This is a genomic window from Domibacillus robiginosus (assembly GCF_000966195.1).
GTDB lineage: Bacteria > Bacillota > Bacilli > Bacillales > Domibacillaceae > Domibacillus > Domibacillus robiginosus.
The window spans coordinates 66235-92084 of the sequence record NZ_LAHL01000057.1 but is presented as its reverse complement, the minus strand read 5'-3'; the positions used below and the strand labels follow the sequence as shown (position 1 = coordinate 92084).

Annotated in this window: 15 protein-coding genes; 1 reads left to right on the top strand and 14 read right to left on the bottom strand. The window is 40.0% G+C overall.

Annotation, left to right across the window (positions count from 1 at the left end; genetic code table 11):
- Positions 1-635: 635 nt before the first annotated feature.
- Positions 636-1517 carry a LysR family transcriptional regulator gene (locus VP97_RS20590; protein ID WP_050184037.1) on the top strand — a complete coding sequence of 294 codons (882 nt, stop codon included), beginning with the start codon at positions 636-638 and terminating at the stop codon, positions 1515-1517.
- A gap of 556 nt (positions 1518-2073) precedes the next feature.
- On the opposite strand, the gene gloA2 is transcribed toward VP97_RS20590, so the two are convergent.
- From gloA2 to VP97_RS20520, 14 genes are all read right to left on the bottom strand, one after another.
- Positions 2074-2463, bottom strand: a complete 390-nt coding sequence (gloA2, locus tag VP97_RS20585) for an SMU1112c/YaeR family gloxylase I-like metalloprotein (RefSeq protein WP_050184036.1) — start codon at positions 2461-2463, stop codon at positions 2074-2076.
- 634 nt (positions 2464-3097) lie between these two features.
- Positions 3098-4810: a hypothetical protein gene (locus tag VP97_RS20580; RefSeq protein WP_050184035.1), complete on the bottom strand. Its 1713-nt coding sequence runs from the start codon at positions 4808-4810 to the stop codon at positions 3098-3100.
- Positions 4811-5040: 230 nt separating this feature from the next.
- On the bottom strand, positions 5041-6885 hold the full coding sequence (locus VP97_RS20575) for a DUF2264 domain-containing protein (protein WP_050184034.1): 1845 nt from the start codon (positions 6883-6885) through the stop codon (positions 5041-5043).
- Entirely contained in the window at positions 6882-8039 is a 1158-nt protein-coding gene (locus VP97_RS20570) for a glycoside hydrolase family 88 protein (RefSeq protein WP_050184033.1), read from the bottom strand. Before VP97_RS20570 ends, VP97_RS20575 begins: the two co-directional genes overlap by 4 nt.
- Before the next feature lie 14 nt (positions 8040-8053).
- On the bottom strand, positions 8054-9808 hold the full coding sequence (locus VP97_RS20565) for a heparinase II/III family protein (protein ID WP_050184032.1): 1755 nt from the start codon (positions 9806-9808) through the stop codon (positions 8054-8056).
- 4 nt (positions 9809-9812) lie between these two features.
- Positions 9813-11438 carry a response regulator transcription factor gene (locus VP97_RS20560; protein ID WP_050184031.1) on the bottom strand — a complete coding sequence of 542 codons (1626 nt, stop codon included), beginning with the start codon at positions 11436-11438 and terminating at the stop codon, positions 9813-9815.
- Positions 11435-13243, bottom strand: a complete 1809-nt coding sequence (locus VP97_RS20555; RefSeq protein ID WP_050184030.1) for a sensor histidine kinase — start codon at positions 13241-13243, stop codon at positions 11435-11437. Before VP97_RS20555 ends, VP97_RS20560 begins: the two co-directional genes overlap by 4 nt.
- 60 nt (positions 13244-13303) lie before the next feature.
- A complete protein-coding gene (locus VP97_RS20550) occupies positions 13304-14659 on the bottom strand; it encodes an ABC transporter substrate-binding protein (protein ID WP_050184029.1) in 1356 nt (451 codons plus the stop codon).
- A 125-nt stretch (positions 14660-14784) separates the two neighbouring features.
- The gene (locus tag VP97_RS20545) at positions 14785-15567 is read right to left on the bottom strand and encodes a carbohydrate ABC transporter permease (RefSeq protein ID WP_156153582.1); all 783 of its coding nucleotides are present in this window, start codon (positions 15565-15567) and stop codon (positions 14785-14787) included.
- A 63-nt stretch (positions 15568-15630) separates the two neighbouring features.
- Positions 15631-16581: a carbohydrate ABC transporter permease gene (locus VP97_RS20540; RefSeq protein ID WP_050184027.1), complete on the bottom strand. Its 951-nt coding sequence runs from the start codon at positions 16579-16581 to the stop codon at positions 15631-15633.
- 24 nt (positions 16582-16605) lie between these two features.
- Positions 16606-17244 carry a YesL family protein gene (locus VP97_RS20535; protein WP_050184026.1) on the bottom strand — a complete coding sequence of 213 codons (639 nt, stop codon included), beginning with the start codon at positions 17242-17244 and terminating at the stop codon, positions 16606-16608.
- Positions 17245-17582: 338 nt separating this feature from the next.
- The gene (gene lacZ, locus VP97_RS20530; RefSeq protein WP_082220478.1) at positions 17583-20633 is read right to left on the bottom strand and encodes a beta-galactosidase, LacZ type; all 3051 of its coding nucleotides are present in this window, start codon (positions 20631-20633) and stop codon (positions 17583-17585) included.
- 153 nt (positions 20634-20786) lie between these two features.
- The gene (locus tag VP97_RS20525; protein ID WP_245629946.1) at positions 20787-21431 is read right to left on the bottom strand and encodes a ThuA domain-containing protein; all 645 of its coding nucleotides are present in this window, start codon (positions 21429-21431) and stop codon (positions 20787-20789) included.
- Between the two features lie 263 nt (positions 21432-21694).
- Positions 21695-25495 carry an S-layer protein gene (locus VP97_RS20520; RefSeq protein ID WP_050184025.1) on the bottom strand — a complete coding sequence of 1267 codons (3801 nt, stop codon included), beginning with the start codon at positions 25493-25495 and terminating at the stop codon, positions 21695-21697.
- Between the last annotated feature and the right edge of the window lie 355 nt (positions 25496-25850).

The following is a 25850-nucleotide window of genomic DNA, read 5'->3' as shown; positions in this document are numbered from 1 at the left end:
CCCCGCTTTACCCGCTAAAACTTCAGCACTTTCAAAATGTTTCGTTTTCAAAATTTCATCCACCGATAATTTAACTTCAAAATTCATGGGCAACTTCTCCTTTTTCGTTTTGGACAAGTACTAATATTTCTCTTCTCATTATTAAACTCACGTAAAATGCCGTTGAAGTTCTTTTAACATTTTAAAGATGAAGCGTAAGAATTTGATAAGCTAATAATAAACTGTTCATCTTTTCTAAACCTGAAAACATTATATTTTGAAAACTTAATTTTTATTTATTTTTTGTCATATTTCCTGACACTATTCTTTTGAAAATCTAATTTTAAAATTGAGAATTAGACTAAAACCTTTATTTAACAAAGTTTATTTGTGAAAAAAAGAGAAAATTCTTAAAATAAATATTAAAACAAAATATTTATGATGAAATATACTTCCCCTATTTAAAGCGCTTACAATTATTTAAATATAATTTAATAGCTAAATATGTCTCGATTAGCTCTCAATGTTTTTGATATTTAGTTTTTAAATATTATTTTTTTATTAATTGCTTTCAGTATAAGAAAATATCTTGCATTAGTAAATTGAATATTTATAATAATACACATGAACTAATTCGATGCATAAAGGAGATTAAAATGACACTCAATCGCTTTGAAGCTTTTCATGCTGTTGTGGAATCGGGGAGTTTAACCGGAGCTGCAAGACTTTTAAATTTAACACAATCGAGTATTAGCCATGCGATCGCTAGCTTAGAAAATGAGTTGGGGTTTTCATTACTCACACGAGGGAAAACGGGTATTTTTTTAACAAGCAATGGTGAACGCATGCTTGAATATGTTCGTGATATTTTAATCCTACACGATAAAATGAAACAAGAAGCGGCAGAAATAAATGGTATAGAAACAGGCATAGTCAGGATAGGTACGTTTACGAGTGTTGCTGCACAATGGCTGCCTTTTATCATTAAAAAGTTTCAAGATACTTATCCGGGAATTATCGTAAAGTTATTTGAGGGTGATTACCTTACCGTAGAACATGAGGTTTCGACTGGAGAAATCGATTGTGGGTTTCTCACCTCACCTATCACAAAATCGTTAGAATTTCTTCCTTTAAAAAAGGATAGAATGCTTTGTATCCTGTCGGATCAGCATCCTCTTCATGCATCGAATATGATTTCTTTTAAACAAATTGAAACTGAACCTTTGATTATGCCTAAAAAAAGCTGGGGTAATGAGATAGAGCAAATTTTTAAAAAGAATGATATAAAACCTAATGTGAAATTTGAAGTTTCGGATGATCAGGCGATCATTGCCATGGTACAAAATAATTTAGGTATTAGTATTCGACCTGAAATGACTTTGTCGAACATTCCAGACAATATCTGTGTTCTTAATTTAGAAAATGAATGTTTTCGGTTTATAGGCCTTGCCGTAAAACCAAACATGTCACCTGCTACTAAAAAGTTTGTTGATTGTGTTTACTCTTGGTTAGGAGAACATAAGTTATTAGATTTTTAATATTATAAATGCTATAAACCTTTAAAGAGCAAAGGTTTAGGAGATTGATGCTTTATTGTGCGGGGGCGATCCTACCTTCAGCTCCATAGAGGGATCTACACAAATAGGGTTAATACCTGACTACTCGATTGAAACGGGCAAGCAAACATTTTCATTTATTTTTAGACCTTAAAAAGGCTAACGCCGTTATAAAATTAGAACAGGATTAACATAAAGTGATGGATTGAAGTCAATAATTTGGATACAGAAAAGTTAGGTTTTAAGCAATTCTTCTAATTTTGTTGACCATACTGGCGTAGTTTCAAGAGGAGCTAACTATTGCTTTTTCACCATTAGCCACGGTCAGCTCATAAAATAATAAATTGCTCAGTTGATCTATTTAAAGGTAATGTGGAATTGCCCCCCAAAAAATTTCTTCAGTAAAAACTCCTTTTATACAGCTACCCCATGCTCATATTCTGCGTAAAGTGGTTTATCTTCATGAGCAGAAACACTTGACATGAGCGCTTATGCTCCACCGACTTCTGAATGGATGAAAATAAATTTTAAATGAAGCTCAGCCTCTCTCATATAACTCAAGCGGAAGACCATCTGGATCACTGAAAAAAGTAAAGCGTCGTCCTGTTCCTTTGTCTATACGAATTGGCTCTACTACAACGCCCTTTTTCTCGAGCTCATGAACAGATTCGTTTATATCCTTTACTTCAAAGGCCAAATGACGCAGCCCCTGCGCTTCCGGATAGCTTGGCCGCACAGGTGCATCAGAAAAAGAAAACAACTCAATTTGGTCAATTGCCCCTACACGCAAATCCAGCTTGTACGAATCTCTTTCTTTTCGATATGTTTCCGCTATGATCTCCAGACCTAAAATCTCTGTGTAAAACTGCTTCGAGTGCTCATAATTTGAACAAATAATCGCTGCATGATGAATTTTATTAATATTCATAGAATCATCCTTTACTTATGAAGAAAAATATCATATATAGAAATAAAAACCAGTTTATATTCACATAGAATAAAACTTATTATAAAGCTATAAGAAAAATCTTTACACGGTTCTTATTTAAAGATACTACATAAAAAGGAACTATATAAGTTGAATTAAATTTTTACATGGACCGTTTGACATCCTGTAAGAATGCTTTTTAATAAGCAGCATAATGGGCTTCGGAGTGGCGGCTGCGCTAACAGCAGGGGCGAACGCTGACCATGGAATGCAACCCCACGATTACTGCTTTACTTACCCGGTCTAAGTCTGTTTTCTACACTTTTTCTGAGAAGCAGTATGTAAAATCCTTCGTTCAACTTATATAATAATTTTTTTCTAATTTATTTTTATTAAGTTGTTTTATCATGGGATCGTTTTCAATCATTTCTTTCAAATAACCAACTATCATTCATAGTTTATTTTATTCGCCTAGTTTTTAACTGTGTTTTGTTGATGGATACATAATATGTGCGTTTCCAAATAGGCTCGTCCAAATATTTATACTAGCTACCGACTTTGGTATTTTCCTGCCATGAGCTGTTAAATACTTCTGTAAGCAATGCTTAGCAAAAGTCACCGTGATAAAGAAAAATCAGGTATGATTATTTTTATAGGAAAACGGCTTATTATTAAGAACTCGTTCACAACTACCAGACTTGTTCACGCTGAAGCGTATTGTATCATTTCGCCACGTTCTATAGAAAACAGATACTTCCTCAACACCCTCTGAAACTGTGCTTTTGGTAATAAAGGATAATTCATTCTTCTCTTTTACCGCTGCGATGAATGACTCCAAACTATAAATACCGATATCCCGAGCATCCTTACAAGAAACTACCTCAATAATAGCTCCATTCCATCCCGAAATAAGTGAACTCGTAATTGAAATTCTGTCTGGCTTTTTTTCAGTTTGACTGTTATTCATAAGTTGGTATGTTAAATAAACATCCTCAACCTGACCGTATCCACTTAAATGTTCAAAATGCCACTGTCCTGTTGGAAGACAACCTACAATATGTGGATAAGCCCTCTTTTCCTCTGCGGGAATAGCCCACATTTCAATAACAGTGTCCTTATGATACATCACTTTACCAAAAGAGCTTGCATGACGGTCATCACCATAAACATAGTTTTCGCCCGGATGAAAGAAGAATGCCTGATTTACCCTTTTAACTATAGTGGCTTGAGTTAATGGCAGAGTGATATCCCACCGCTTTTGTTCATTATCAAATTCATTTCGTCTCTCCCAAATACCGCCGACAGCATAGTCAGGCGTCGTAAATACATATGTGTGTGCCTTCTCCTGCACATAACCATCAGATCCTGCAAATTGGATTTTCTGCTTGATTTCCATTGGTTTCATTTTATTAACCGCACGCTGTACAATGTCATTAGAAACCTTATAGGTATACAAAGCGGCTCCTTCCAATCTCGTTATTTCGTCAGGTAAAGGAAAATCACCAAATTGGATATAATCGAGTAGCGTATTATTGTCTTTAGGTACATCGTGGGCCCATTGACGTGAATGAGGACCAACCCATGTGCCTTTCAAATAATAATCTGCACGCAGCTGCCATAGGTAATCAAGCAGGCTACTCATTGTTTGGCGCACCTCTGTGTCCTCAACTACCTCCCATACACAGGTAAAAGACTGAATCCAATGCCAATACCAGGGGAGTGCGCCGTATTCCTTAAATCCATATCGCTGGATATGCAGGAGTTGTTGTTTAGCGCGTTGTAACCCCTTTTCCATCAATGCCTGATCGTGAAAGAAGTGTCCGAGAAGCAGCATAAGGGATGTATGCTTGGCTTCGTGGTGATTCATGTCCTTTAATGGACGAGCATACAAAGAGCTTTTATAAATCGTTGTAATGGCAAGATAACAATCGTTTTTCACTCCAGGAGAGAGCTGATGCTGATATTGATGGTAAAACAAGATAAGCAAACATCCCATTAATTCTACTGGGAGTTGATTGGGCTTTGCTGCAGATGGGTCACTGCCTAAATCTAGCGGCCAGTGTCCATACATATGATCCTGAGCATCTCTGACTTGAAGCGATAAAACTTTACTGATCATTTTAAGAGCAATACCCTTAGCATCCTCCAGCTTTTCTTTACTCCAACCAGCTTCTAATTCTTTCTCGATACAATATTTGTATAAATGAATCGCATAATAAAAATTATCTCGTATATCACTATGAAACCAGAATCCACTAGATAAAAGAGGTAACTCCAGAGCTCTTCTGGCAGCTAATCCGCAAATTTCCTTTTTTCGATCCTCTATCATTAAACCGGATTTAGTCATCTTTATCGTTCCTCCAAATCATTTTTCAATGAAAAAGCTATTTATTCTTTGGCAGTACTGTCATTATGGCTATTTCAGATTCGATTGCTGTTAAGGACGACGCTCCGAAGCTATTAGGACATCTCCTTTTTTTGATTGATTCATCATTGGCGAAAGATCTGGGTGTCTGACAAAAATAAAAGCTGGATCCATTTCGGAAACCAGCTTATCCTTGTTTGCTAAAAAAATAATTACACAGACAGCACCACTTCGTTTGATTCCGTCATTTGAATTCTAATGATGTTTCCTTGAATTTCAATTTCTGGCGCATCTGGTTCATCCTGATTGTGAGGCGATCCATACACAGCACTTGCAAGCCAAGTAACTCCTGGTTCGATGCTCGTTTTAATGGTCGGGATGACTGTCCGGTTATGAATGATATTCGTATTGGCATTCGGATAAACAAGATCGGCTTTTCCACCACCATGAAGTAATTTAATAAAGCTTTTACCTGCATGTGAAACGGCTCCACTATGCTGGCTATGCTGGTCTCTCTTATAAAAAGACAGGTCTTCCTGTTGTCCAATTCCCAAAGCAAAACCGCCTTCTGCTGTATCCAGCGGCCGGTCTGTTTGAATACAGTGAATGCGTATATGCCAGGGAGCTCCTGGAACGATCCATGTCTTCACTTCTACGTCCGCCCACGGCTTCCATCTGAAAAATAAAACATTTTCTTCCATTTTAAATCCTTCTATTTTTCTTTTAACCCTGTATAAATGGTCGCCTCGTTCCGACAAAGCAAGGGTTGAATCAAAAGCTCCTTGAGAAAGTCCCCATTCTGCCCGTGGAGTACTGAATCCAAACACATTCGAATAAACAAATTTTTCGTATTTGGCTGATGTATGGGTGTGGTCGTTTGTGTGAAGATATCCTGTGTTAAACGCAAGCACATGGTTTGTTTCTTTCTGACGGCAAATGACCATATGTGGTAAATGCTGCACTTTTTTGTCTTCAAGTTCTGGTAAGGGCAGCTCTTCTGCTTGCCAAAATGGGTGGCTCTCCGGCAGGGCAAGCGGTAAAAAGGCTTTAAATGACCAATAGGGTGACCCCGGTGCATTATAATTTTCAGCCATTACAAGATTCGGATACGCGTACCCGATTGTGAGAATCCCATTTCGATCAAAAATCGGCTGTTTAAACCACCAGCGTAAATGGCGAAGAATGATCCCTTTCATGACTTCCATCGGGAATGGTTCAATCCCCGCATAAACCGCTGCGCCCCAAAAAGATCCCTGCGCAAAGCGGTAGGTCAGGCTTCTTCCGTAAGGGATCGATGAACCGTCTTCTGAAAACCAGTAAATAAAGTCTTTGGCAAATACTTCTGCCCGGCCTTTGTAACGCTTGGAGCGCTCCGGGTCCTCGTCTCCCATCCATTTGGCGTATAAAAGTCCGTAATAATGAAGAGCAAATGGAACATAATAATCCGCATGTCCACCCACACCATCGGTATACCAGCCTTCTTTTTGATAATAATACTCGATTCTGTTCAAATTGTTTTCTATTACGTTCTGGTCATAATCGGCACCTGCCCGCTTCAGCCCGATATTCACAAGCACTTGAAAAAACAGCCAGTTACAGTCATGTGCTTGGCACTTGTTTACTTGACTGAGCCAGTTATATAGGTTCTGTTTTTCCTGATCATGTAACCCATTCCAACTCGTATCTGGAAGTAACGCCAGTGAAAAACCGAATGCGGCTGTTTCCACCAATTTTTGGTCAAAATCGTGTATATCTCCCCAGTATTCTTCATGCTCAGGGTTTGTTCCATTTTTGATTCCCTGCAAGTGGCTTTCCCATAAATCAGAATCATCTCCACCAGCCAAAAGAGGAACCAGCCCCCAAAGAACGCGGGAAAATCCTTCAAATTGGGCTGTTGAATCAGGATAGCTGGCACCTGTTCTCCCAATATCCAGTCCAGCTTTTCCTTTCGTATAAAGGGGTTTTAACGGGTCACATAATTGAGTAATGGCTTCTTTTAAATCAGATCGGGTACGAAGTGGATTTTCTTGAATCGGCAGCTTTATTGATGTCTTCATCCCTTTAACACCTTCTTTTTCGCAGGTGCCCAGAATACCTCTTTTTCACCATTTAACTGGGCAAGACCTTCAACAAAATAATAGTCGCCATAAATAAGCGGATTATTTGTATTTTTCCCTTCCGGAAAATGGCTTGTGCCTTCAAGAATTAAGCCTTCTTCATCTGGATTCTCCCAATCCCCGTAGTTTTCGTAAAGCGATCGAAGAATTTTCTCTCCTGCTTCCCGATATATATTCTTTTCAATAAGAGACAATTTTCCAGCTAAAAAGAGCAGGCCGCTTGCCGCTATCGCACCAGCGGAAGAATCACGGTTGCCGGGCACATCTTCCGGAAGACGGAAATCCCAATGTGGAACAGAGTCATCAGGCAAATGAGCAATAAAACAATGGGCTACTCGTTTTGCAGCATGTAAATACGCTTCTTTTCCAGTGTGGTGATAGCATAACGCCATTCCGTAAAGAGCCCAGGCTGCACCGCGGGACCAGGCTGATTCTGGGCCATGTCCCTGTCCACCAATGTATTCGGCCACTTCGCCTGTTTCCGCATCAAAACGCACAATGTGCCGAACCGAGCCGTCCTCTCGAATAAAATGCTTTAGTGCCGTATCCGCATGTTTTTCTGCCGCAATTTTAAAACGGGGATCACCGGTTTCGCTTGAAGCCCAAAAAAGAAGTGGCACATTCATCAGGCAATCAATAATAGCCCATCCTTCATTTTTTTCTCCTTCAGACCAGGGATTCCAGGCACGGATAAAGTTCCCGTTGCTGTTAAACCGCCCTAAGAGTAAGTTCGCTGCCAGCAGTCCGCGCCGCTTGGAGTCTTCATTTCCAGTCAGCGTATAGTTTGCTACACTTGTCAGCGTCCACATAAAGCCCATGTCATGATCAAGCCGGTAATAATCCATCATGACGGCATCGAGCTGTTCCTCGCATTTTTCTGCAATTTGCTTAAATGAATCATAAGGTGCTTCCCGGTGCAGCAGCCAAAGCAGGCCTGGCCAAAAGCCAGCAGTCCACCAGGAAGGAGCTTCTAGCTGATACGTTCCACCTACACTCGCATGCGGAAACCCTGCGCCAATATTTTGGCTTGTTCTTTTTACTTTTTCTTGTACTTTGTTCCACGCTTCTGTTGACCATGAAGCTGTTTGTGTCATTTCGTCCTCTCCTTTTATAAAAATTTAAATTGAATTTCAATTTCACACGCTTCTTTTGGGATAATAAGATCAAAATGCAACAGCATAACCTGCTTCACTTCACCAAAATGATTTGAATATTCTGTTATTTCTTTTGTGAATTTGAGCTGGTTGTGATCAAATTGAACAAACAGCTTCCCGCCTAGCACAAAACCGTTTTCTGATTTATCAATCGTCAAAACGGGTGACACCAGCCGTTCCACAATCGATTCTGGTTTTTTAGAAAAGCAGTATGAATCTTTTAGTATGAGAGCAGGCTTGTCATGTTTTTTCCATATAAACGACCGCTTTAAATGCTGCAGGGTTGGATCTTTATACGCTTTTACTAAATCTATTTGCAGTTGTTCCGTCTGACGATCCAGGACAACTCTTTCCACTTGAGCAGACCGGTCGCGTCCTTCTTCTTGCAAAAAGCCATTTATAACAGGAACCGAGTGACCTTGTGAACCATTACACAAAAACGAATAACGCCCTTCACCAAAATAGTCCTTACTATATAAGCCGCTGCCAATATCCTGAAAGTAAACGCTATCTGCATCACTTAAAATAAAGTGACCGACATCATTATGATTATGAGGTTCCCCATTATGACCTCCCTTTGCAGCAAATGCGTACGATTTATGCCTGGAAACAAACCACTGGGCATCTTTTAAAAAGTAGGAATTATCCGGCCATGGTTTCCCTCTATTCTGCTTCACCCATAATAAATTACGAAAAGCAGGCGCCCAGCGGCTGCAATGGTCGTCTGTAAAGTGAGCACCCAACTGCTCATCCGGAATGTGTACATCTGGAAACCGGCCATTTAAATAATGGCTGAGTCCCAGGAACACACTTGTTTCCGGAAGCGAATCTGAAAAATTAGCGATTCGGTTTTCATGAAGAAAGCATTTTTGCTGAAACAAAGCAATTTGATGCACTTTTTCTGACTGCAACAGGTCGATAGCACCGTCTGTTTTTTTATATAAAAGATCAGCAAAGTAAACAAAATATCCGAACCCATACTGCCAATATCCATAGCCTTCTGTACATGCGCCGTCTTCCGCAAAGCCGTCCAGATAACAGTCCATTGTCCCCCGCACTTTTCTCAGCAGCTGTTCCAATTTATCCTGTTCTTTTATTAAATGGAGAGCAGCAGCTCCAATTGACCCGGCACAAACGGCTGCCCAGTTGTGTGTTGCTGTTTCCCATTCAAAAGATTGACCGCGATACGGGATAAAGATACGTCGTTCGACTTCTTCTGTTACCCGCTGCCGGACAACTGGATCAACCGCTTCATCCGATATACGTAGGATTTCCGAAAGAGCCATTGCAGTCTCAGCCGCAAATAAGTCAATGACCTGTTCCGTTTTTTTCTTTTCTGGAACATGTGCAGGAAGGCACCATGTATATTCATCACAAATAGCCCAAATTGCTTCGTTTAATTCTTCTCTATATCGCATGTCGTCCGGTTCGAGAAAAGCAAGAAGAGCAAATGTGTTCAGCCTTTTTCTTTTTCGGAAATAAATGCGCTCATACTCAAGCCTTGATCCTGTTTTCGCAAAAAGCCGGAAAAGCGAATACGTTTCTCGGACCGGCTTTTCATTGAAAAGCACTTTCGCTTCTTCCTTTATCTCTTTGATCAGCCGTTTATGCCAGGTGCTTGAGTGAATCGCTTTCTTCCACTGTTCTTTTTCTTGATCATCATGAAAAAAAAGAGCGGCACCTTTATTTACTGAGAAAGGAATTCCCATCGTTTCACCTGCTTTGTTTTGAGTGATTCCGGTATTCAGCCGGGGTCACCCCAGTATGGTTTTTAAAAAGTTTAATAAAATAACTTTGATTGTCGTATCCAAGCTTCTCACATATCTTTCCGACTGAATCGTATGTTTCATCAAGTAGTTCTTTAGCTCGATTCATTTTTATTTTTATTACATATTCCACAAACGTTTCACCCACTTCTTTTTTAAACAGTCGGCTGAAATAGCTTGGATTTAAATAAAGAGAGGCTGCCACTTCATCTAAGCTGATCTTTTGTTCAATATGCCTCGATATATACCGACAGGCTTCTAAAATTTCTTTTCTTCGGGTTTGGCCGGTTGCTTCTTCCGCCAGCATGATCAGTGAATGAAGATATTGAATAAGCCACAATTCAAGTTCATGCATTGAATTAATAGTAAAAACTTGCTGATGAAGATAATCGTCCGGATCCCGAACATCCAGAAACTGTAACGCTTTTGTTTTCATCTTTATATCAAGCAACATTTTTAACAGCCAGTCTTTCACCATTTCAGGAGGAAACTGTTTATCCTGTAGAAACTGACTCCACTTTTTTACAACAAATTGAACCCGATCCATCTCTTTTTCCAAAATTAAATTCCGGAAATCTACCGATGCTTCTTCATACCAGGTAAACACATCATCCTTGGTCCTGCTTTCTGATACTTCATTTTTTACGATCGATCCCTGCTTCATATAAAAACGCTGTTCCGCATTCAAAATAAAAGAAAGCAGCTCCTCTTTGCAGAAATAAACCGATTCACACGGCCTTCCAACAACAAATGAAATCGATAAATTAAGTGTCTGTTTCACAATGGCTTGAAGATGCTCCATTTTCTCTGTTGCCTGTCTCATCCCGCCCACCTTCAAGCTGTCAGTGTATGGCACAAAGAGAAAAGAGTCACTTCCTTCAAAATGGAAAAAAGCAATGTCTGAATGCCAATCCGCTGTTGCTTCCGCAAGCACATTTTGAAGTGCATAATACAGCATGTCCTCAGAAGCAAACAACTGCTTCACTGCTTGATAATCATGAATTACGCACAGGGCTGGCAGGTATGTCTGGCTTCTTAAAAGAAGTCCCATTAATTCGGCTTCTTCATACCAATCTTGTTCGTTGAAAATCGGTTGATATACTGTTTTGCGAATGAATTTCTCTTTCATCGTTCCCTTGTTTTGCTCCAAATTTTTCTTCATTTTTTCAAATTTTTCCGATTGTTCCTCCTCTTTTTCTAAATGGTCGGTTACTTTCTTTAATAAAATAGTTAAATCATCAGGATCAAGCGTGTCCTTTAATACATAATCCTGCACTCTTAGCTTCAAGGCTTGCTGAGCAAATGAAAATTCATTGTGGCATGATAAAATGATAACCGGCAGATTAGGATTCATTTCTTTCAGCTGCTTCGTCAGTTCAATACCGTTCATTTTTGGCATCCCTATATCCGTCACTAGTATGTCTGGCATATCCTTTTGTGCATAGTCAAAGGCGCTCTGTCCATTTTCATGAGTGCTCTGAAGCAGTAAACCTAGATCCTCCCACTGAATCATCTCAGATAACAACTCAAGCACCGGATAATCATCGTCCGCCAGCATCACCTTATACATCATTGCTCACCGCCTTGTATAGGAATATATAATGTTATTTTCGTTCCTTTGCCTGGGATGCTTTCAATACCCATCCGAAATGTGCCGCCAAATGTCATCCAAAGCCGTTGATACACATTGGCCAATCCGAGACTCGAAAAGCCTTTTTTCTTTCTTGGATCTGGAATATCTGTGTAAGCAGTTTGACGAACCCGCTCTTTCAGCCTAGACAGCTCCTGTGTGTCCATTCCCTGTCCGTCATCTTCCACTTCAATAATACAGTATTGGCCATCTGTGAAAGATTGAATGTTAATAAGGCCAGCACTTTGGTTCAAGCCATGAATCATCGAATTTTCGATAATCGGCTGCAGGACAAAGCGGGGAATTTTTTCATCATGGACTTCCGGTGATACATCTACTTTCAATACCGCTTTTTCTTTTTGCCTCATATTCATAATTCGCACAAAGTCGGTCACCATGTCGATCTCCTGCTGCAGGCTGATCATGCCCTTGTCCTTATCAATCGTCATCCGCAGCAGCTTTGACAGCGAGCTGATCATCTCGGCACTTTCACGATCTCGTTTATGGAGCAGCTTCATTCGAATAGAATTGAGCACATTAAATAAAAAATGTGGATTAATCTGCGCCTGAAGCATGTCCAGCTCGGCTTCCCGTTTTTTCACTTGTGTATCCGTAATTTCTTCAATCATTTCGTTAATACGGTCCAGCATGTGATCAAAAGAAGCGGATAACCGACCGATTTCATCATCATTTCTGATTCCTGTTCTTGCATTCATCTCGCCGTTTTCCACCCGCTCTACCACCTTCCCCATTTTCACAAGAGGGTTCGTAAGAGTTTTCAGCAAATACGTTAATATGATAGAAAAAACGACAAACAAAACGATTTGAATAAGGTAAATATTTTTGAAAATTGAATTTAATTTAAAAACAGCACGCTCGTATGGAATGAGGGAAATAAGGGTCCATTCTTTAAAGGTAGTCTGTTTTTTGCTCATTAAATATTCTTCGCCTGATAAGCGAACAATCTCTGTGTCGCCGAAATTGTTGGCTTCTTCAAATTCTGTGAATAAGTTTCCTATTTTTTCTTTGTCAGTATGTGATAAAATCCGGTTTTCTTCACTCATCATGAATACAGTTTCTGAACGATCACGACTTTTTAAAACGTCCCTAATTTTGTTTTCCATCATCGTTACAATAACATAGCCATAAATCTTTGAATTTTCTGACCGAAGTGTCCTTCCTACTGAAATTTGATAAGGGCTTTCTTTTTTTTCTGATTCAAACACAGTAGGTTGAGTACCAATCCAGACAGACTCATATCCGCTAATGTTATCCAATTGATCAAACCACGGCTCATGAAACATGTTCCTGGCTTCGTAATCACTATTCGGGTAATTGGCATATGTTTTACCATTTGTCAGCAAGATGGTTACATATGATTTCTCGCCAACTAATGTGATATTGTCAATCGTTTTCAATACCTTCACATCATTCAGATATTGCTCATAAGCTTCCTGCTGATTCTGTTTTTCCTTTTGGGGCGCATTTTTGCTTTTCAAAATCGCATTTAATTCTGAATCTACCTGAATAAAGTTTGTAATGTACAGCATGTCATCGAACAGCTTCGAAACAGAACCGTTAATTAAATCCAATTCCCTATTTGCATTTAAGATAGCCTGCTCCTGGACTGCGTCTTTCGATAGATAATTATAAATAGGCAGCATAATGATCGTCGGAAAAACAATACAGATCATCGACGCTAAAATGACTTTTGTTCGAAAAGAATGGGGCTTCCATTGCTTCGTCACCCTCATCAACTCCTTAGCTGAGGGCGAAAATGAATGAGCCCCTTTCTTTATTGTAACCGGTTACTTATTATTGTCTATCAATTCTTGGACACGCTGATCCGCATTTTTAACCGTTTCATCTATATCCTGCTCACCGAAAATCATTTTTTCATATTCTTCATTGACGACTTTAGAAACTTCGGCATTATAAGGAACCGGCGCTGTCATTTTAGATGATTTTGCGTTTTTCAACACATTAATGAGAGATTCTTTATCTACCTTTTCAGGGCTGACTGTTCCAGCCAGGATCGTATCAACTGTTTTAGTCAGTTCTTCATCACTCACACCATTCCACGAAGCAATGTTTTTCCCTTGTGCAATTTGGCCATCTGTTGTATACCAGCGGATAAATGTATAGGCTTCTTCTTTGTGTTCTGAGTTAGCCCCAACCGACATAAAGTCTGTCGTGACTGGAGTGAAACCGCCTTCATCTTCTGGGTTATTTTTTGGATATGGAGCTACCGCTACATTAAAGTTCAGTGGGAATTGGTCTGTTCCACCAAGTTCTGTGTTCATCCAGCTTCCAATTAGGATAGAGCTTGCATCCTGGTTAAAGAACTGTGTACGGTAATGTAATTTCTGTGACATAATATCTGTGTATGGTGTAGCTGACTTGTCTTCTTTCTCCATTTTCTGGCGTATTTCCAATGTTTTTCGGAACAACGGGTTATTGAGATTTGATTTTCCATCTTCGGTCACAAAATCAGTGTTTGTTTCCTCGCTTGCAAGCGCCAATTTCATATACTCCATCCAGCCGCCGTTTTGCGGTCCATGAAAGTATGTTCCCTTATGATCAGCAGTTGTCATCTTCTTTGAATACTCCATAAATTCATCCCATGTCCAATCTTTTGGGACTTCCAAGCCAGCCGCGTCTAAATGGTCTTTGTTTAGAAGAACATACCAGGGATTAAATTTGCCTGGCAATGCATAATACTGGCCATCAATAGCTGTATCTACTTTATATTCTTCTGTTACTTTATAGCCGTCTTTTTCAATAAATTCATCAATTGGCGCAACCATACCAAGGCTGACACGCTGGGCATAGGATGTCGGGTCACTAAACATCAGCACATCCATCTGTTCGCCGGAAGCTGCAGCCAGGTCCAGTTTTTGTGTGGCTTCATTCGTATCGCCTTTTTCACTTAGTACAACCAGGTCGACATTGATTTCGGGATGCTCTTTTTCAAAAGCTGCAAGTGTTTTATTCCAGTTGTAGCTTGCTTCATTTCCGTGTGTGTAAAATGTGATTGTTGTTGGATCGTCTGCTGTACCTCCGCCGGAAGATGCTCCTCCCTTTTCACTGCCCTCTGAACATCCTGCGAGCGATCCCAATGCCAGCATTGAGCTAAGTCCTGCAATCCATAATTTCTTTTTCATTCTAATGCCCCCTTTGCGCTTCTAGCGCTTTTTGAAAGTGCTTACATTTAATATTTTATCAACTATGCCTTGTTTTTTTATGTGATTATTTTGACTATCCTCACGCTTATTTTGACTTTTTCAGCTTATCCTTTTACACCGCCCTGCGCAATTCCTTCAATAACTTGTTTTTGTCCAATGATAAATACAATAACAAGCGGTAAAATTGCTGATACGGCTGCCGCCATAATTAATGAATAAAACTCACCATTAATCGTTGTAAATTTTTGCATCGCCAGTTGAATCGTATAAAGCGAGTCGGTCCGCAGGAAAATGAGCGGATTCTGATAATCGTTCCATGTCCAGATAAAGCGCAGAATCGCGTACGTGGCAATCGCCGGACGGACAATTGGCATTGCAACTGACCAGAAAATCCGCCAATGACCCGCACCGTCAATCTTTGCAGCATCAATATAATCGGTATGAATCCCCATAAAAAACTGGCGCAGCATAAAGGTTCCAAGCACACTGAAGCTGCCAAGCAGCACAAGACCTAGATGGCTATCAAATAATCCGATATTTCGATATAAAATAAATTGGGGTACAAGCATTGCCTGCGGCGGCACCATGTATGTCGCAAGCACAATCAAGAAAAGCCATTTACCAGCTGGAAAGCGAACTTTTGAAAATCCGTACGCTGCCAGTGCAGATACAACAACGGACAACAAGGTTGTAGAAACGGCCACTTTAATCGAATTCCAGTAATAGATGTAAAATGGAAACTGACCAAACCATACTTCTTTATAGTTTTCGAATCCATTCCACCGTTCTGGAATCCACTGAACCGGGAATGTGAATACATCCGCTTCAATTTTAAATGATGTTGACAGCATCCAGATAAACGGAAGCAAAAACATAATACTGAACATAAAGGCTACGACCGTAATGATGGTTTTTTTCAAATCAAATGAAGCCTTCACTTCTTTCCCCCCTTAATAGTTCACCCATTTCTTTTGTCCAATCCATTGAAAAATGGAAATTAAGAACACACACAAGAACAAAATGACAGCCATGGCTGACGCGTATCCAATTTTCAAATTTACAAACGCTTCTTCGTACAAGTGCCATACAATCACACTTGTTGAATGCATTGGTCCGCCTTTCGTTAATACGGCGATTAGGTCAAACACCTTGAACGTGGCAATAATGCCGGTGATAAATAAGAAAAAAGTTGTAGAAGATAGCATTGGGAACGTAATATGTCTAAATTTTACCCATGTGCTGGCTCCGTCTATATCTGCTGCTTCATATAAATCTTTCGGAATAGCTTGCAATCCTGCCATATATACGATCATGTTAAATCCAATGGATATCCATACTTGAATGAGCATTACAGAGAACAGAGCGAAGTTCGGATCAGCAATCCAGGTTGGTGGATTCTCAATACCAAGTGCCATCAATGTCTGGTTAATTGGACCCGCTGATGGATGAAACAACACCTGCCAAACAACCGCAATGGCGACGACACTTGAAATGTAAGGCATGAAAAACGCTACTTTGAAAAAGCTCTTCATATATACGTTTTTATCAATGACAATGGCTAAAAGAAGGGCAATCGCCAGACTGGCCGGCACCGTTAAAATGAAAAGCATATTATTAACAAGCGATTTGATAAACACTTTGTCGCCGAGTAACGCTTTAAAGTTTTCAAGCCCTACCCATTTCATTTGTGAAAAACCGGCGACGAAGCTCCATTCAACAAAGCTAAGGGCGAATGTTGCTAAAATTGGAATAAGCATTAAAATTGATACACCGATTAGCATGGGTGAAATAAACAAGACGCCTGCCCAGTTTTCATTTTTTTCAATCGCTGACTTTTTCTTTTTTTGCTTTGGCGCGGCAGAGATGGCCGTTGGATTTGGTGCTTCTGTTTTAAATCCCATTATTCACTCCTCCTTTAATTGTCTTTACTGAATAGTGCTGATAACAGGCAATCCTGCTTTTTCTTTGCTGCTAATATTCGTGAAAATCCCGTTTGTTATTTTCATCAACACAAAACTTGAAGCGCTTCCAAAAAAGAGAACTCCGACAGCTGGAAAAGTAATCGCAATCACAACAGCTAGTATAGTTGATCCAATCATTGCAATAGTCCGAAAAGGAAACACTGTGCTCAGTATAAAACTTGTTTTTATCATGTCCTTGAAGCTGTATTCAAAATGTACGTATACTGGAATCAAGTATAAGAATACAACAGCAACTAAAAACAGCAGCCCTATCATCAGGCCTGAGAAAACAGGTGAAAGACTGCCCATCATAAAGCCAACGATAAGTATGACACTTATTAAAATGCCCATCCCCCCACTGAGAAGATTTGCTTTAAAAAACTCTTTTTTATACACATCCCAGAAAGTTGCAAACACAGGAACTGTTTCATGACCTCGAACCCATTGACGCACCACTGAAAACATAGCAACCGTTGCCGGAGCAAAACCCGCTCCAATCAGGCCAATTAAGGTAAATAAAATCCATAGCAGATTCACATAAGCAAGCCTCGTTACCCATTCACAAATGACTTGCAGCTTCCCCATTAAGCCGGCTGATTCCATTTTCTTCTCTCCTTTCTTTTATCTTTTGCTTACTGTAAATTCTAAAGGAGACCGGAAAAACTTCATATCAACTTTTTTTAGCCTTTATACGCTTTTTTTGACATGTTTCATAAAAAAACAGGTGTATCCTCTTTGCGGAATACACCTGTTTGATCATTGATTGTATGGATATCAGCGAAAAAGGAATAGACAATGCTACATTCATTAACAGAGAAGAAGCCGCCTTCATGAGTCTTTTAGAAGCTCGTACACAAGCCCTGGTTTGCTCACTGTTAGATAAGGCTGCTTCGTTTTAATACACACTGTGGCGTATCAAAATCATATTCTTCATTGTTCTCTTAGATTCTGGACAGGATAAGCTCAAATTCCCTGTTTTCTTCTGCACACAGTACATACTCTTCATGCACAGGTGCTCCCCAGCTGTCGTCACCACCAACACCCATCTGTCTTTCTGCCACTGTTACAACAGTGTAATGCACTTCCGGCAGTTCATAATGATGGCTGGCGTTTTCTATCTCAAATGCTGTATATGGAGAGAACTGACACTCAAGCGGTTCTGTAACAGATGAAATTTGAATACCTTTACCGCTTTTGTTTGTTAAAGCAGCTTTTCTCACCCCTGTATGGTTGCCCGATTGCTGCGGCACCAAATATTCTTTATGTGCTGAAACAGTTCCATGAATCCATCCAAGCCGCGCACCTTTTGACCGGTCACAATAATTTTCATCTGGTCCCATCGCATACATGCTGAACTGATCATAGTCAGCTGATACTTTAAAGTAAAGAGCAAAAATCGGCATATTCGGAAGGCCCCTTGCACCTCGGTATGCTGTTTTCACGTGAATGTTTCCATCCGGATCAACTGTATAACGCACGCTTACTTCCACACTCATACTGATCGGAAGCGTGTATGTGAATACTATACTTACAAGCTCTCCTTCTTCTTTTAGCTCTATATGCGAGCACTTTCTAGCTATGCTGGCGACAAGCCATCCGCCTGAATGAAATGCCTGTGAATAGCCTTTGTCATTATCAGTCTGTGCGCGCCAAAACAAAGGAGCTGGAGGCACTTCAATCATTTCTTTTCCTTCATATTTTAATGACACCAAGCTGCCAGCCTGTTTGGAAAAGATAGCTGTAAAATCCAATCCATGAATACCAATATTGACATCGCCATTAACAACACGCAATGCTTTTAAGCCAAAATCTTTTTGCTGAGCTTCTTGATTATCCTGCTTAAATACATGTTGCCCAAATGCCACCTCATGCCCTTTATCTGCCCAGATCGTTCCTTTTTTCAGGAAAACCTGAACATGAATGCAGTACTCTCCGGGCCGGTTCATTAATCCCTCTGGCCATTGAAATGAGACTGACTGAGTGCTCTGCGCTTCTATATGAATGTCCGCTTTGTTTGCAAATACTTTTATGCCTTCATGGTACAGTACGTACTGCAATTCAAGGCCAGACGTATCTAAAAAAAGCTGCTGGTTTTGTATCTTCACTTCATTTTTTTCTGGCAATAGCTTGATGTTCTGATACAGGAATTTCACTTCCTGCATTTTCGGTGACAGCTTTCGATCCGCCGTTACAATTCCATTTCCGCAGAAGCTGTAATCCGTCGGCCTGTCTCCAAAATCGCCTCCGTATGCTAGAAATTCCTTTCCGTAGCGGTCTTTTCTTATTAATGACTGGTCTATGTAGTCCCAGATGAATCCGCCTTGGTACATTGGATATTCATCTTCAAGCTCTGTGTATTTGTGCATACCGCCGAGTGAGTTACCCATTGCGTGCATGTACTCACAGCTGATGTATGGCTTATCCGGCTTGTCCGATAGATAGGCTTCAATGTCCGCCGGCTTGGCATACATCCGGCTTTCCATGTCACTTGTATCATTGTAGTCGCGATTATGAAAAACCCCTTCATAATGCACCAGGCGCTCCGGATCAACAGATTTAAAGTATTTAGACACCGATAAAATCACTTCACCGGCATAAGATTCATTGCCGCACGACCAGATTAAAATAGACGGATGATTTTTATCTCGCTCAAACATGGAAATCGCGCGGTCCATGACGATATCCTGCCACTCCAGCTGATTTCCGGGAATATTCCACGAGGGCTCTACCGCCCCCATTTTTTGCCATGATCCGTGCGTTTCTAGGTTCATTTCATCAATGACGTATATGCCATATTTATCACAAAGATCATACCATTCGCTCTGGTTCGGATAGTGAGATGTGCGTACAGCATTGATATTATTTTGTTTTAAAGTCTTAATATCCCACAGCATATCTTCTTTGGTAATAGCTCGCCCTGTCCGGCAGTTAAATTCATGGCGGTTGATGCCTTTAAAGACAATTCTCTCTCCGTTCAGGCACATAATATTATCAATCATTTCAAACTTTCGAAAGCCCACTTTTTGTGGTATAACTTCAACAAGATCACTGTTTTCATCTAAAATTCTAAAATACATGGTATATAAATAAGGGGATTCCGCGCTCCATTTCTCAGAATTCCGTACTGCAAGAGAAAGAGATGTTTCTTTCTCTAATATCCCGGTCATTTGAGACGAAATAAGCTGCCCGGTAGCATTATACAATTCTACCGCTGCCGCTGATCCAGCAGCAGGCACCTTCAAAAAGAAGAGGTCCGCTTTTATGGTGCCATCTGTATAGGAAGCATCTAAATCTACCTGAATATGCAAGTCCCTCACATGAAGATCCGGTACCGTATACAAATAAACATCACGAAAGATGCCTGAAAACCGCCAGAAATCTTGATCCTCGAGCCAGCTGCCAGTGCTTCTTTGATACACTTCCACCGCCAGCTTGTTTTCCCCCTTCTTCAAAAAAGGCGTGAGCTCAAATTCAGCTGGCGTAAATGAATCCTCGCTGTAACCAACAAATTCACCGTTCAGCCAAATATAAAAAGCCGATTCTACTCCCTCGAATGAAATATACAAGGGCTTGTTTTCCATGTTTTCTGGCACTTCAAAGTATTTCACATAACTGCCGACTGGATTATCGTCTGCTGGAATATGAGGCGGGCGGATGTCATGCATGCCATCCCACGGATACATTGTGTTCACATATTGCGGCTTCCCATATCCTTGCAGCTGAATATGCCCCGGCACAGTGATATCTCCCCAGCTTAAGCAGTTGAAATCAGTACGATAGAAATACTCCGGGCGAATGGAGGGGTTTGCAGCATAATGAAATTTCCAGCTTCCATTTAGATCATACCTTAATGGCATTGAAGCTAATCCCATTGCTTCCTCCATTGTTTCATAATATAAATGATCCGAATGTGCAGGTAGTCGGTTTACAGCAAATACAGCCGGATCTGAAAGCCAGCCCAAATTTGGTTTTGTTTCTGTGATCATTATCATCAATCCTTTATTCATTATTTATCATTCATCCATTTAACAGACCTTATTACTCCTGCTATAAAGTGGTTTTGTTAGGAAAATCGTTTAATGTAAGATTGGAGATAAAAAATTTTTTAGACGACTGCAAGATAAGAAGCGAACACAACCAATTGTTCAGCGAGATGCCCATAAAAATCCCTTTTTCAGTAACTTATAGACAGCAGGCTGCTGAATAATTTCTGGACTGTGTCCGAGACTGTTATAATAAACGTTTCCTTTTCCCCACTTTTTCGTCCAGACAACTGGCATTTCAACTTTATCGAAATTCGTCACGGCATGAATCGAGATAGCTGGATCAATGTGCATATAGTATTGTTCTGTAAAGACCTCGAAATCTGTCATACCTTTTGTGACGGGATGATTTTGATCGGTAATACGAACTGTATAACATATACCATCACCTCCAGGATGCTGTACCCATTGACCGCCTGTCATGTAATGATAATCAACCTCCTGCCGAAACGCACCGCACATTCCAGCATGGCAGCCAGCGAGACCGCATCCGTTTTGTATGGTTTCTATCAAATTAGAAAGCGGCTGTTTGGCAATCTTGCCATTTGTCCAATTAGGAATAATTAAATCCATAGACTGCATCAATGAAATATCTGAAAATGAATCAAGTGTATTTGACAATGTCACCTCAAACTTTTCTGACCGAAGCATATCCGCAAGTATATTTGATACTGCTTCTGACTGGTGCCCTTCCCATCCTCCCCATACTATTAATGCTTTTTTCAAAACAGTTTCTCCTTTCAGCAAAACGTATCCCCCTTTTGAGGGCGGCACTTTCCCTTTTACCTCTTTTCTCTTTCCACTTTTGGTGAATTTCGCTAAGATAACATTTTATTAAGTGATTCTTTTGTGAATTCTTGAAAAAAGCCGCCTAAGGGCGACTTTTAAAAACAAGACCATCGAAAGAATCTAGCAGACTGCTTTAAAGAGCTTTTCTGGCGTTTTCACATAAGGGCTCTTGAAACAGCTCCTATTTTTGTTTTATACCTATTTTGTTATCAAGAGAAATGTTAATTGTCCGAAAGCTCTACTAATCCTTCAGCCGCTGATTCTAGAGCTGAATACGCAGCAGCCACTTGGTCCAGGGCAGCCTGCGGATTCTTTAGTACCACTTTGGCTTTTACTAACGCTGAATGGAAAGGCTTCCAACTTTCCTTAGTATAGTCCTTCTGTTCTTGATCTATATTTTCATCATACAATCGCTGCAACATTTCTTTGTTTACTTCCACTTTATTTTTACCTGTAATGACATCAATGCCGTCTAATACAAAAGTGCCTCCTTTTATAACCACTTTGGCAGTGTGCTTTCCATCTTTCAGCCCTCTTATGTTGTAAGAAGTTTGTCTATCTCCTTTAGCAAAAACCCTAAAGTCTTTACTTATCAATTGATCGTCAATATACACATCAATTAAAGCGTCCGGCGTCGCACCGAATAAGTTGAAGCCGGATCCTTTAAAATCGAAAATCATGCTGCTGTCCGGAATGTCTACTTTTGGAGTACTATAAATATTGACCCCACGGTAGTCCATGTACGTTTCTTTCTTTTCATTATCTTTGAGCGAAACTTTTAGCGTATGCGTTTTTTCTTCAAGCCCTCTTACCGAATACCTTACACCTGTAGCTGTATCTACGCCAAAGTTCCCCACATCTACCCCATCAAGTTCAAAGTTATACAGCGTTTTATCTCCGGTTCCAGACAGGTAATCGATGCCTGAACCTGTGAAATGAATCAAAATATACGGATCATCATTAAAATTTGCCCAGGCATTTGTAGCATTTGATCCCCATGCTGTATTTTTTCTAAATGCATAAACAGTAGTTTCTTCATTTCCAATTAGCGTTTCATCAGATATTTTCACAATGTTATCAGCGGCCAATTTTTTAACTGCTAATACAGGGTCAGTTGTATCTATTTCTGCTTTAGTGAAGCTAATAGGCTTGTTCTTTGCTACTACTTTAAGTGTGTGCTCTTTATCTTCAAGATTTTCTGAAGACCAGACCATTTGATGAATTTCGCTATTGTTCAAGTAATTTGCTTCGCCAACTAATTGCCCATCTAAATAAACATCTGCTATTCCATTTGACGGGTTCGTTATACCGAATAACCTGATAGCAGTGCCCTTAAATGTCATTTCAAATGAAGCTCCATTAGATCCCCACGTATTGGCACTATTTGATGGCCAGTTTCCAGAATAATGAACTTTGTTTAAAGCTCCTTGTACCGTAGTCGTATCTTTGAATCCCACCGTTACGCCATTCCAAACAGGCACATCCGTTTTAGCAGTCATTTGTGTACGGTTAAAATGCGCATAACCTGCCTGCGTATAGTCCCATTTCCCAACATATCTGATTGGATTCAACGAATTGAAATTATTTAGAGCCCCTTCTTCTGTTTCGTATTTCTTTCCTTGTGCACTGTCAACCTTTTCAGATTCGTACGTATACCCTTTGATTGGCTCGATACGCAAATTATCAATAAGGGTTTCATAGTAACCAGACCCTAACGCAACTCGTCCAGCCATTACAGTTGAATCTTCATCCGTATAAACCGCAATTTCCTTTTCATCAAGATAAAGCGTAAATTCATTTTCTTTCGCTTCAAAGGCTAAATTGTGCCATACTTTATTGTCGAACCCTTCAATTGTTCCATTTTTCACTACTTTCCCCAGTTTAAGAATTTCATATTTTCCATCCACATAAACTCTAGCATTGTATGGGGCGTGAGAATCTTCTCCACCGGCCTTCACCTGTCGTACACCGATTAAAGCATAGTTGCTTCTGTCCGCTGCTTCAGGTGTATGCGTATCTAATAAAAAGTCATAGGAAACTTTGTAATTCACCCAGCGATGATCACCGATTGTAGTATTCGGATTACTGTTTGATGCTGATCCATCCTTTCCTCCCCAAACAGCCCAATCTGCCCCAATAATGTCATGTGTAATTTTCTGCTGCAGCATGTTTCCATGCTTCTTTTCCTCTGGGATTTCCAGTTCTGCACGTTCTGCGCTTCCAGCAGCTAGTGGTTTCGTTGCTTCTTTCACAACTTCAAAAGCACCGATTTGGTCAGTTGTATAGCGAGGTGTGCCTCCACGGCGCTCAACGTAATCCCGGCCTTTTTCGTCAACAGGGTATTTATCGTATTCAAAATCGTCCTTATATGGCAGCGGCATAATGGTATCTTTTGATAAATCAGCGGGTTGTGAACGGTATTCAAAATCCTCTATTTCAGACTCCTTGTCCAGTGTTGAAATAGTCACAATAGAATATGGTTTCACTTCTACTTCGTACTCCCCATCTTTTGGTTCTACTTTGCTGACATTTTTAAACCAGTTTGCATCATATGCCTGTCCTTCATCCCCACCGCGTGTTTCCCATACATAAACAGGTGCGTTTTCTTTTCCATTTAAATTTTTTGTATGAATTGTATATGTCCGTGTCTGTTTTGTATTGTTTGCAAAAACGGTTGTGTAATCGTCCGTTTCTGGATCTTTTAATGTCATGTAATTGTTTGTGCTTGTATCAACGTCTACACCGCCATCAAAAAAACTGCCGTCACTGAACGTTGCATCCTTTACATACATCCAGCGCTCATTTTCAGGTGTGGTGTGATCATCATATCCGACAAAGTTCATCACATGACGAACACCCTGCAGTCCGCCATCTACTTCATAAAAGCCAGACCAAGGGTCATATGCGCTAATTAAGTGTTTCGGATTATAGGAAGAGCCTTCATAAAAAGCCGCCACAGAAGGCTGGAAGTCGAATGAAACAGCATTTAGTGGATTACTGCCTGCTCCTGTCCATGAATATGCAGAAATAATTCGCGATGTCACATCAACAATCCCAGCTTTTCCTCCCAGCCCTTTATAATTCGGTTCCATATTTTCACGGTAACGCGCATTAATCATTGGCGCGATCCCTTCAGAAACCCAGCTTTCTTTTGGCTTTTTCCCTTCAGCAATCAATTTGTTCTGTAACTGCGTAAGTTCATTGGAGCCAGTCAGGCCATAGTGGGAACTAATAACATCAATTTCATCTATTAAATCCGGGTTGTCTAACAGTGTACGGCTAATCGTTTTTGTGTCACGATAGCCATCTGATGCAACAAATTTAATGTCCTTGTAGTCTGAATCATAGTTTGGTTCTTGTTTAATTTTTGAAGTAAAGTATTTGAGCCAGTCAACTTCATTCCTTCCATTATTCTGTGCCCTTTCATTTTGAGAGATTCCAACATAATCTAGTTTAAAACCATATTCCTTATATACAGCATCGATTGTTTGTTTGTACCATTGGTACCGGTTTTCATAGTCTTGATTTGCAGCACCAGTCCAGGTCCAGCGTGGTTCTCCCCAGCGCAAAATTTCGATTGTGATATCCCTATTAATTGATTTTGCATCAGCGGCAAACTGAAATCCTGCTCCTCTGAGTACATCTGCCGGTTCGTCGGCGTAGCGCATAGTTGCCGGCTCTGTACCTGAAGATGAATTTACATCCGCTCCTAACTCCACTTTAATGTGTGTGAGTCCGGCACCAGTTTCTTTATTAAATAGCTTATTCATTATTTCCCAATACTCTTTTGGGTGTTCTTCTTTGTAGTCCAGCATCAATCGTGAGGTGTTATTTGCTGTTACCGTTCCAAATCCTTTAAAGCGGTTATATTTATCTACGTTATTTCCGTCGATTGTAATCGTTTTGGTAACTGTATCAGCTTGAGGTTCACTTGGATTTACGAAAGTAACGGAGCCAAGTATTGTGGAGGCAACTGTTAAAGATCCAACAATCTTTTTCATTTTTTTTCTTTTACTTACCATTTTATAGTCATCCTCTCTCTTCTCTAAAGATATTAAAAAGAGCTGAAATGCTTCGATTATGGCATTTACCATTCAAACTATTGTTACGAATGTACTAGCTATCATAATTGATAGCTGTGAAAGAAAAAGAATAACCTATTTTAAGCGCTTTCATTTCTACTTTTAAATTTTTATCTTAACCCTCCCCCCTCTCTTTAACTATCCGACTTTTCAGACAATTTATTGTTAGCTTTTTTATTATTCCATACTGTCTTTCATTTTTTATAACACTATATTGACTTTGTTTAATGTTTTTCTGACCTCTTTGACTTCATTAACAAAATGAGCATTTTAGATATTTTTTAGGGAGACTGGC